Genomic DNA, 9698 nt, shown 5'->3' with positions numbered 1-9698 from the left:
ACCCCCGCGGCAGCACGGGTTTCCCGGCGGGAGGCGACAAACGCTTCCGTCTCGCGTGCCTGCGCGGCAGCGGCGGCGGCTTTAAGTTCCTCCAGTGCGGTGATCCGGTCAATCCGCACCCCTTCGGAGACGTCCTGGTCCATGTCCGCCAGTTCCAGAATCGCGGCACGGACCAGGACAGCACCCGGATCACCGGGAACCGGCTTCACCGGATCCATCTCTGCTGGAACGATTGACTCGAACATACATTCGATCCTACTGTGGTGTGACGGAGTACACAACAGCGATGGGTGGGGGTGGATAACCCTCAGTCTCATTCCGGTTGGATTTAGAGAAGAGGGGCATGAATAAATACAATAAGAACCGTGAAAAATGAACGGAACTCCGCGGCGCAATTTGGGCTACACGAAGGCCCTGCGCCTGCCACTTCGGAGGGGGCACCACGCGCATTAACGAGCGCTCAATCCTTAGTCCTGCAGGCGCTGGTAAGCCATGGTGGCCCAGCCAAAATCGCTGAGCTGTCCGCCATAACGAAGCTGCATGGAAACACCGTCCGTGAACACCTGAACGCTTTGTCCAAGACTGGCCTGGTCCGGCACCGAGTGGAGGCGCCGCTCGGACGAGGGCGGCCGTCGTCGTTATTTGAAGCTGTCCGGGCTCACCAGCCAACAACTGAACTCGCCGTGGCGCTGGCAGCGGAGCTATCGGACGCAGCATCCGATCCCGCTGCTGCTGCGGTACGGGCGGGCCGGGTTTGGGCGGCCATGGACCGTTCGGACGGAAGGGTTAGCGATGCCTCCCGCCCCGCTCTTGAGCAGGTCCTGCAACGCTTGACCGAGCACGGCTTCGCGCCACTCCCCCAACAGGCAACGCAGGATGCCTCGTCCGGCAAGGTGGACATCCACCTACGCCAGTGCCCGATGCTGGCGGCAGCGCGGGAGCAACCTGAAGTGGTGTGCAACGTACATTTGGGCCTGGTCCGCGGCTGGCTGGAAGACCACGCCGGCACCGCCGCAGACCTTGAGCCTTTCGCCGGATCCGGATACTGCACGGTCAGGCTGACGGACACATTGGATTCGAGCGGAAGAGCGGACAACTCATGACAACCCCGGCGCCGGCACAGACCTCCCGACCGGCAAGTCGGTCCTCGTGGCACCGCAAGGCCAGCCTGCCGGTCACCGTGTGGTTCGTGCTGTTGATTGTTCTGGCGTTCGTCCACCCGCTCGTCCCCGAATCGCGGTGGCTGCTGGTCCACATGTTCACGCTGGGCATGGTTACCAACTCCATCCTGATCTGGAGCCAGCACTTCACCGAAGCCCTGCTGAAGAACCGCTTGCCGGACACGGCGCGGACCGTGCAACTGTGGCGCATCCGGACCTTGAACGCCGGGATTGTGGTGACCGTTGCCGGCATTCTTGCCGGCATCTGGCTCCTGACATTGATCGGCGCCGTGGTGGTGGGCGGTTCTGTTGCCTGGCATGCCGTTCATCTGATGCTGCAGCTGCGCCGCGCGTTGCCATCACGCTTCGCGGCCACGGTGAAGTTCTATATTGCAGCGGCGCTGCTGCTGCCGGTCGGGGCAGGCTTCGGGGCGGCACTGGCGTACGGTTTGAGCGACGCAGCCCATGCCCGGCTCCTGCTGGCACACCAGGTGACCAATCTGCTTGGTTTCGTGGGACTGACGGTAATCGGAACGCTCATCACCCTCTGGCCTACCATTCTGCACACCCGGATGCCCGCGGGAATGGACCTGGCAGGTTGGCGCAGTTTGATTGCGATGGCCGCCGGGCTGGCGATTTCGGTGCTCGGTGCGCTGGTCGGGCTGGCTCCGGCCGCAGCCGCCGGCGTACTGCTTTATCTGCTCGGCGTGGCCTACATTGGCGTGTATATTCTCCGCTGCGCCTTGGCCAAGCGGCCGGACGACTTTCCTGCTTTTTCGGTCGGCGCGGGACTGGTGTGGCTGGTTGGTTCGCTGGTCGCGCTCTTCACGATGCTGGTCTCCGGGCCGCTGGATCCGCATCGGCTCGAAGAACTGACCGCACCGTTCGCTGCCGGGTTCGTGGCCCAGGTGCTGCTGGGCGTCATGGGCTACCTCATGCCTGCCATTATGGGCGGAGGCCCTGCCGCGGTTAAGGCGGCCAACGCGCAGATGAGCAAATTTGCCATGCTGCGTATCGCCGTCGTGAATTTTGGTTTACTTGTCTGCCTGCTGCCGGTGCCCAGCTGGGTGCGGGTCATCGTGTCCGTGCTGGTGCTGCTGGCCTTCGCCTCGTTCCTCCCGCTGATGTTCCGGGCGGTGAAGGCATCTGTCGCGGGGCGGAAGGCGGTGCTGGCCAATGGCGGCAAGCCGCTGCCGCTGCAGGTCGAAGCAGCGCCCCGGCCGAAGAACCATCCTGCCTGGGGCGCTGCCGGGGTGATCTTGGTGCTGCTCGGCGCGGCCGGCGGTGTGGCCATGGATCCGGCTGCGCTGTCCGGTTCCACCGCTCCCGCCTCCGCAGTGGAGCCCACAGGCGAAACCACTACGGTCAGGGTGTCGGCCAACAATATGCGCTTCTCGCCCGCCTCCGTGGATGTCCCCGAGGGCAACCGGCTGGTCATCGAACTGACCAACGAGGACCCAACCACGGTGCACGATCTGCGGCTGGCCACGGGGCAGGAATCCGGCCGGCTCTACCCGGGTGAATCCGCCACCATCGACGCGGGCATCATCGGCACGGACGCGGAAGGCTGGTGTACCGTGGTGGGCCACCGCAGCCAGGGCATGGTCTTCCAAATCAATGTGACCGGCTCCGCGGAGGCCGAGGGCGCGGCGGATGCTGGAAGCCAGGCACAGGATCCGGCCGACGGCCATTCAAACCACATGAACAACGACGACGGCGCGGCAGCTCCCGCGGGCGCGCTGGATTTCCATGCCCGGCCGGGCGAAGACTTCGAGCCGCGTGCGGCAGAACTGTCACCGGCGCCGTCGGGCACCACGCACAAGCTGACCCTCAACGTCGAGGAGCTGGCGCAGGAGGTGGCTCCCGGCGTCGTGCAGCAAGCCTGGACCTTCAACGAGCGCGTCATGGGGCCCACGCTGAGGGGCAAGGTCGGCGACAGATTCGAAATCACGCTGGTCAACAACGGAACCATGGGCCATTCGGTGGATTTCCACGCCGGCGCCGTTTCCCCGGACGAGCCCATGCGGACCATTCCGCCGGGCGAATCGCTGATCTACGAGTTCACGGCAGAGCGTTCCGGCATCTGGCTTTACCACTGCGGCACGACGCCGATGTCGGCCCACATAGCCTCGGGCCTGTTCGGTGCCGTGATCATCGATCCGGCAGACCTGCCTGAGGTAGACAAGGAGTTCCTGCTGGTCCAGTCCGAGGCCTATCTCGGTGAGCAGGCCGGGCCGGTAAACGTGGACAAGATTGCTGCCGAAGACCCGGACATCGTGATGTTCAACGGCCATGCCACGCAGTACATGCACCACCCGCTGCAAGTGAAGGCCGGTGAGCGCGTGCGTATCTGGCTGCTGACCGCCGGTCCTTCCCGCGGCACCAGCTTCCACGTGGTGGGCGGGCAGTTCGACACGGTGTTCAAGGAAGGGGCCTACCTGCTGGAACCGGATAACGCGGAGCAGGGCGGGGCGCAGGCCCTTGACCTCGCGGCTGCGCAAGGCGGATTTGTCGAGCTCGAGTTCGCGGAGGCCGGCCGGTACACGTTCGTCAACCATGCCTTTGTGGATGCCGAGCGTGGCGCCATGGGAATCATCGAAGTGGTTGACTAGCGGGTCCCGCTGGTGTGTGCTGGCACTACCGGATCTAGGGGGAGCCATGGACGCCAGCGACGAACTGATCGAACTGGAACAGCGCGGCTGGATAGCCCTGTCATCCGGGGGTCAGACCGCGGCCGAGTTCTACCAGGCGATGCTGGACGCGGAAGTGGTGATGCTGCTGCCCGGCGGGACGCGCCTGACGGACCGGAGCCTGACCATCGAGGCCATGAGCGGGGCGCCGTGGTCGGACTTCCGGCTCGAGGTCCCCCAGGTTTTATGGCCCACCGCGGAGACAGGTGTCATAACCTACGGCGTTACCGCGCATCGCGACGGCCAGCCGGAATACTCGGCCCTTGTCAGCACCTTGTATGTCCGGCGCGACGACGGCTGGAAAGTGTCCTTTCACCAACAAACCCCGCGCTCATAAGCACGGGGTTTGGGGTGATTCGCAGGAAGCTGTTTAGCCTTCGCAGTCCCGGCAGTACAGTTCGCCGTTCTTTTCGCGGGCTACCTGGCTGCGGTGGCGGACCAGGAAGCAGGACGAGCAGGTGAATTCGTCTTCACGTGCCGGAACGACCTGGACAACAAGCTCTTCGCCGGAGAGGTCGGCGCCGGGCAGATCAATGCCTTCGGCCGTATCCGAGTCCTCGACGTCAATGAGCGCGGTCTTTGCACCACCGGAGCGCTGGGTCTGCAGCGCTTCCAGAGACTCATTGCTCTGGTCATCGTCCTTGTTGCGGGGTGCGTCGTAATCGGTTGCCATGCGGGTTTAGTGCTCCTGATGGTATTGGGTTTTTGACCTATATGTGAGCGCCCATTTTAGCTGTTTGAGCGAAAATTTCAATATCGCCTGCACAACGAACGGAACGCGTGAATAATTCCCGGGCATTTGAGGGCCTTTCGGGGGCCTCCGGCAGCTCCCAGAAATGCCGGACCAAGGTAGCTTATAACCCCTTACTTTCAACCCGGTCCGCTGTTAGGTTATAGGAACCTCCGCCACGATCCGGATTCACGGACCAGCGGCGGCGGGGAACGATTCATTCCGGTCTCGACGACTCAGGAGGAAGCATGAACGACTCCCCCAAGCATGACGAACTCCCCTTGCCCGACTACGACCACATTCCGCTCGGCACGTTGCCCACTCGAATTACGGCTCTGGATGAGCAAGGTGTGAGCACCTTGCTGGCCTACGAGCGCGAGCATGGCAACCGCCTGCCGGTCACCCAGGTCCTCGAACAACGGATCGAGGCTTTGCGGAACGGCGCAGAACCCAGCGGTTCAGTGGCACAGGATCTGCCGGAAGTGACCCGGCATCAGACGGGGTCGCCCGTATCGCCGGCTACGTCCGGGCCGCCTGTCAATCCCCCGTCGCAGGGGGATCCGTCCAATCCCGCACAGCCTCGCTGATCAATCCGGGGCCCTGGACTTTCCCGGCCGGTCAAGTAGCTGTCCGCCGGGGCGGGTGGACGGCTACTTGACCCATCACGCCCATCAGAAGGGCAAAGCCACCGGCCCGACGGCGGACCAAGCCGTCCCCGCCGCTACGGCGCAGGAAACGGCAATCACCAGGGCGAAACCGGCCAGCCACACGCCGGATGGAAGGCCCGTGCGCCGGGACAGAATGTAGGCATCCGAGTTGCCCAGGAGCTGGCGGCGGCGTGTGTGGACACTCACGACGTTCAGCCAGTCCCGGACTGCCCCGACCAGCAGCGCAATCCCGATGGCCAAAGTCGCATGCCCGAGGAACGCGGGCGGCGCGAAAAACACCATCAGTTCGGACACGATCGCAAGCCCGACGGCGATGACCGCCCCCTGGACATTCCGGATGAACAACAGGGTCACCAGCAGCAGAACCGCGCTCACGGACAGTGCCAGCGAGGACCAGCCGTTGAAAGCGGCCCACACCAGCGCGGCACCAACGACGGCGGGAACCGGATAGCCCCAGAAGCCCGTCCAGGCCGCGGCGGCCTTCCCCGAGCCGCGGCTGATCATCGCCCCGGAATGGTCGAAGCGCAGGTGGATGCCCCTGACAATCCGCCCGGTGGTCAGCGCCGCGAACGCGTGTCCCAGCTCGTGGACTACGGTGACGAACAACCCGAAGTACTTCCACATGGGACGCGGCACGGAGAGCATCAAGGCCGCTGACAGAATGAGAACCAGCTCTATCGCCGGCGCGTCCAGCGCGGGGCCTTGCTGGAAGCCGGCGGCAATCCTGCCCCACCAATCGGTGGCGAAATCCTGAACGTCTTGTGCTGTGCTGGTCATCTCATCCTTGGTTCTAGAACTGCATCCGAAGCGGACTGTAGCAGGGCAAGCTGGACGATGTTGAAGAAAAGCCAAGACCCAACAGCGTGATTACGACGGCGGCACGGGGCCCCGGCAACCCGAGCCCCGGACACCTAACTTGACACTTCAAGTGTTCTCCTGTCAGTCTTTTATTGAAGCGTCAATCAACTGATGCTGATCGCTCGTTCCCGACGGCCGATACTTTGACCATAAGAAACGGTGAAAACATCATGAACAAATTCGCTTTGACCACTACCGCCCGCACTATCCTCCGCGTTGTCCTCGGCTTCCTCTTTACCGCACACGGCTGGCAGAAGTTCAACGAATGGACGATCGCCGGAACCCAGGCCTCCTTCGGCCAGATGGGCATTCCCGTCGCCGAGATCGCAGCTCCGGTTGTTGCCACCCTCGAATTGGCTGGCGGCATCGCCCTGATCCTGGGCCTGCTGACCCGCCCGGTCGCCATCCTGCTGCTCGTAAACATGCTCGGTGCCTTGTTCCTCGTTCACGCCCCGGCCGGTGTGTTCGCCATGGACGGCGGCTACGAACTGGTGCTCCTCCTCGGCACCGCGGCCCTGACTCTTGCACTGGTGGGCCCCGGACGCGTTTCGGTGGATCATGCCCTCTTCGGCCGCAAGGACTTCAAGCTGAGCGTCCTCGCGTAACCAGTACCTGGGCTCAAGAACCTAGACTCAAAATCTCCGGACGCGTCCGCAGTTTTGGCTGGAATGGCAGCGCAACCTGCCGCCATTCCAGCCAAAACCGTGGTCGCGCTCGCGTTCGTTCATACATGCAGTCGAACGCGCTTAGTCTGCTGGTCCGTCCCAACGGACAATATTGCCGTTTAACCGGGCTCCCTCTGCCACTTTGTGCGGCGTCAGCTTGCCGCCGGGCATCACATGCAGCACGTCGACACCGTGCCGAAGGACCAGGACGTCGGAGATGAGCCGGCGGTGGCAACGCCACCAGACAGTTTCGCTGCACATCACGGTGGTCGCCTGCAACGGCGCGTACTCCAGCAACCGCTCCAGGCCTGCGTCGAATTCAGGGGTCCGGGTGTAGGCGGCGTAGGCGCGGAAGGCAGCTACCTTCCACCAACTGTCCGGTTCAGGTTCGCCGGCAGGAATTCTTCGCCGGCCGCCCAACTGCTCTTCCCAGCGGTAGTCGATACCGGCGTCGGGAAGCCATTTGGCCAGAGCATCCTTGCCCATGTCCGGATGCTTGCGGCTGCCCGGGAAGCGCCGCACGTCAACGAGGGCTTCGATGCCTGCCCCCGCCAGCAGTCCGGCCAGTTCATCCCGGCTGCTGGTGCCGTGGCCGACAGTGAAGATTCGCAAAGCTGTACCGGACGCCATACCGACAGTCTGCTCGGCACCGAGGCGCCTGTCCAACGCTCAGGGCGGTTCCCCGGTACGGCGAAAGCGCGGGTAGTTGTAAGGCGGCCACGATCGGGCTGCTTAAAACAGAAACAGGACGGGAAATCCGCCCTGTTTCCTGGCCCGAAAGCCTCAGATCCTTATTTAGAGGACCGTGATGTTTACTGCCTGGGGCCCCTTGGGGCCCTGCTCGGTTTCGAAGCTGACCTTCTGGTTCTCTTCGAGGGACCGGTAGCCACCCGAATTGATCGCAGAAAAGTGCGCGAAAACATCTGCGCTGCCGTCGTCAGGCTGGATGAATCCGAAGCCCTTTTCAGCGTTGAACCACTTGACGGTACCTGTTGCCATTTTTATGCATCCTTCTGTTTGAGACTGTTCCCGGCCTTCGGGAAGCCCCAGTCGCGGTGTCCATTGTCCGCTTCTACAGAAAAAACGGCTAGCCCTTTGGGTTCGCCGTTCCTAGTACATGCGCAACACTACAACTGTGACCTAGTGTACACGGAGTCGCCCGGCGCGGACATAGCCGCTGGTCAGCGAAAGTTTGTTTCTCCCACGAACGGCCGCAGGCGGGACTTCTGCTCCGGCGTAACACGCAGTAACCGCTGATCCGCCTCGTTGAAGAACGCCAGCGTTGTCTCGGCCCGGACGCACTCGTCCTGCGTGACCGGATCGCTAATGACATAGGCGATGGTCAGGCTGACTGCCTTCAACGCGCTGATCCAGACCTCGACACGAGCCGGAATGTTCCGGTAGTTCAGCGGCCGCACATACTTGACCCGATGCTCGGTCACCAGTGCCTGGGCTCCCTCGGGCAGGTCGGAGAATACCGGCAGGTCCACATCCAGCCCCGGCCCGCCCGTGCCCGCCGGCGGGCCGAATGCGTGGATGCGCGCCTCCTCGAGGATGCGCAGGATCTCAACGTTGTTGATGTGCCCGTAGGCGTCCATATCGCCCCAGCGCATGGGCACGTTGCAGCTCAGCCGCTTCCCGCCCGTTTCGGTGTCAGTCTTCATGATGTTCATTCTGCCGCCGCTGGACTTCCAACAAGAATTTGAGGCCGGCTTCGCTGGTCAATAAAAGACTTTCGAAAAAATCCTCCTGTTCGAAGACGCCGAGAGTCGCCAGCGTGCGCCGCGCATCGATGTACAGGTACATCCCCTGATCATCGGGGATGTCGTCGCCGTCCGATGTCCGGAAGCCCGCAGACATCAAGCTATCCGCCACGGCCTGGCCAACCATGTCGTGCGGGGGCACCCGGTCTTCCAGCAGCCAGTGCACGAGGAGCCGCCGGACAACTTCCTCTCCAGCATCACGCGGATGAGCGAAGCGATCGGCGAGGTGGCCCCAGAGCCGCACGTCGTCGTCGTACGCTTTTCGTCCCGCCGGCGTCCGCACCAGCTTTCCCTTGTATTTCCGCAGCAGTCCCCAGTCCTGCAGCGCCGAACGCAGTTCGAACACCGGCAACGTCTGCGATTCGCGCTTAGACCCGCCGTACCAGCGTTTTTCCCATCCGAGACTGGTCATGACTTCGGCGACCACGGCGGGCTTGAGGTAACCGTCCTTGGTCAGCTCGAGCCCGTCGGCGCCGACCCGCTGCAGCAGCCACTTTGCGGGAAGTACGACGGCGGCCATTTCCTCGGGCGTGGGCGTCGCGTCACCGAGTTGGGGACTTAGCCGCGCGAGGCTCCGGTTGCATTTCTCCAGGTCGAATTCCTGCGGATCGAACTTGGCGGCAGGTTTGTTGGTGGCCCAGCTGTACCACTTGGCCAGGTCGTCATGCCGTTCGTGGTTCGGGTCCAGCAGGATCTCGCACAACTCCCGGTAGCCGCCGATTCCGCCGGAATCTTCCACCGGACCGCGGTTGGCACCGGCAATGCAGGAGAGCTGGCCTGCGGGTGCTACCGCATGGCCGCTGATGCTGATCTCATGCAGCCAGCTGTCGCCGAAATCGTACTCGTAAACCAGTTCGGTGCTCTTGGAGCTGAACACGTCCTCAAGGGTGACGACCGCTGCCTGCTCGGTTTCCAGTTCCATGACTGTTTCATCGTTGCTGGCGAACCGGCGCTCCTGGCCCGCGGCATCGGTGCTTCGGAACATGTGCAGATGCCGGTTGTCCCAGCCGAACGCCCGCTGGATGACCTTGTGCAGATCGGTGAGCGTGATGGCGGCAGGCACGCGCAGGTCGCGCCAGATCTCCGGTTCCGTTCCGGCAATAGTGATGTGCAGGTCGAGGGCTTTCTCGGCGGCTCGCATGATCGTCATTCTGCCAGTTTTGC

11 protein-coding genes and 1 pseudogene are annotated in these 9698 nt (G+C 63.3%); 5 read left to right on the top strand and 7 right to left on the bottom strand.

All coding sequences use genetic code 11. The annotated features are described in order from the left end of the window. Positions 1-245 (bottom strand): annotated as a pseudogene (locus tag B0G38_RS21925) (hypothetical protein); the annotation flags it as partial. A gap of 273 nt (positions 246-518) precedes the next feature. Between B0G38_RS21925 and B0G38_RS21920 the strand changes: the two are divergent. Genes B0G38_RS21920 through B0G38_RS21910 form a run of 3 tightly spaced genes read left to right on the top strand, consistent with a single transcriptional unit; the run spans position 519 to position 4187 of the window. Beyond that, a complete protein-coding gene (locus B0G38_RS21920) occupies positions 519-1103 on the top strand; it encodes a helix-turn-helix domain-containing protein (protein ID WP_413542103.1) in 585 nt (194 codons plus the stop codon). Further along, positions 1100-3772, top strand: a complete 2673-nt coding sequence (locus B0G38_RS21915; protein WP_264671424.1) for a multicopper oxidase domain-containing protein — start codon at positions 1100-1102, stop codon at positions 3770-3772. Before B0G38_RS21920 ends, B0G38_RS21915 begins: the two co-directional genes overlap by 4 nt. A gap of 46 nt (positions 3773-3818) precedes the next feature. Continuing rightward, positions 3819-4187 (top strand): nuclear transport factor 2 family protein, encoded by a 369-nt coding sequence (locus tag B0G38_RS21910; RefSeq protein WP_169991858.1) that lies wholly within the window; start codon positions 3819-3821, stop codon positions 4185-4187. Positions 4188-4220: 33 nt separating this feature from the next. Here B0G38_RS21910 and B0G38_RS21905 read toward each other — a convergent pair whose 3' ends face one another. Further along, the gene (locus B0G38_RS21905) at positions 4221-4523 is read right to left on the bottom strand and encodes a DUF4193 domain-containing protein (RefSeq protein ID WP_169991860.1); all 303 of its coding nucleotides are present in this window, start codon (positions 4521-4523) and stop codon (positions 4221-4223) included. Positions 4524-4828: 305 nt separating this feature from the next. On the opposite strand from B0G38_RS21905, the gene B0G38_RS21900 reads away from it, so the two are divergent. Next, positions 4829-5167 (top strand): hypothetical protein, encoded by a 339-nt coding sequence (locus B0G38_RS21900; protein ID WP_264671423.1) that lies wholly within the window; start codon positions 4829-4831, stop codon positions 5165-5167. An 84-nt stretch (positions 5168-5251) separates the two neighbouring features. Here the strand turns inward: B0G38_RS21900 and B0G38_RS21895 are convergent, their stop codons facing one another. Further along, positions 5252-6025 carry a M50 family metallopeptidase gene (locus tag B0G38_RS21895; RefSeq protein WP_264671422.1) on the bottom strand — a complete coding sequence of 258 codons (774 nt, stop codon included), beginning with the start codon at positions 6023-6025 and terminating at the stop codon, positions 5252-5254. 251 nt (positions 6026-6276) lie between these two features. Between B0G38_RS21895 and B0G38_RS21890 the strand changes: the two genes are divergently transcribed. Continuing rightward, positions 6277-6711 (top strand): DoxX family protein, encoded by a 435-nt coding sequence (locus B0G38_RS21890; RefSeq protein WP_264671421.1) that lies wholly within the window; start codon positions 6277-6279, stop codon positions 6709-6711. A gap of 141 nt (positions 6712-6852) precedes the next feature. Here the strand turns inward: B0G38_RS21890 and B0G38_RS21885 are convergent, their stop codons facing one another. From B0G38_RS21885 to B0G38_RS21870, 4 genes are all read right to left on the bottom strand, one after another. After that, positions 6853-7401, bottom strand: coding sequence for a DUF488 domain-containing protein (locus B0G38_RS21885; RefSeq protein WP_264671420.1), 549 nt, complete (start codon positions 7399-7401; stop codon positions 6853-6855). Between the two features lie 165 nt (positions 7402-7566). Continuing rightward, entirely contained in the window at positions 7567-7770 is a 204-nt protein-coding gene (locus B0G38_RS21880; protein WP_074699652.1) for a cold-shock protein, read from the bottom strand. Between the two features lie 182 nt (positions 7771-7952). Further along, positions 7953-8435, bottom strand: a complete 483-nt coding sequence (locus B0G38_RS21875; protein WP_264671419.1) for an acyl-CoA thioesterase — start codon at positions 8433-8435, stop codon at positions 7953-7955. Beyond that, complete coding sequence (locus tag B0G38_RS21870) at positions 8425-9684, bottom strand: plasmid pRiA4b ORF-3 family protein (RefSeq protein WP_264671418.1); 1260 nt, start codon at positions 9682-9684, stop codon at positions 8425-8427. The genes B0G38_RS21875 and B0G38_RS21870 overlap by 11 nt, the downstream gene beginning before the upstream one ends. Positions 9685-9698 lie beyond the last annotated feature (14 nt).

This window comes from Crystallibacter permensis (genome assembly GCF_025960875.1).
Taxonomy (GTDB): Bacteria; Actinomycetota; Actinomycetes; order Actinomycetales; family Micrococcaceae; genus Crystallibacter; species Crystallibacter permensis.
The sequence above is the reverse complement of the archived record's forward strand: the minus strand, read 5'-3'. Positions and strand labels throughout refer to the sequence as shown.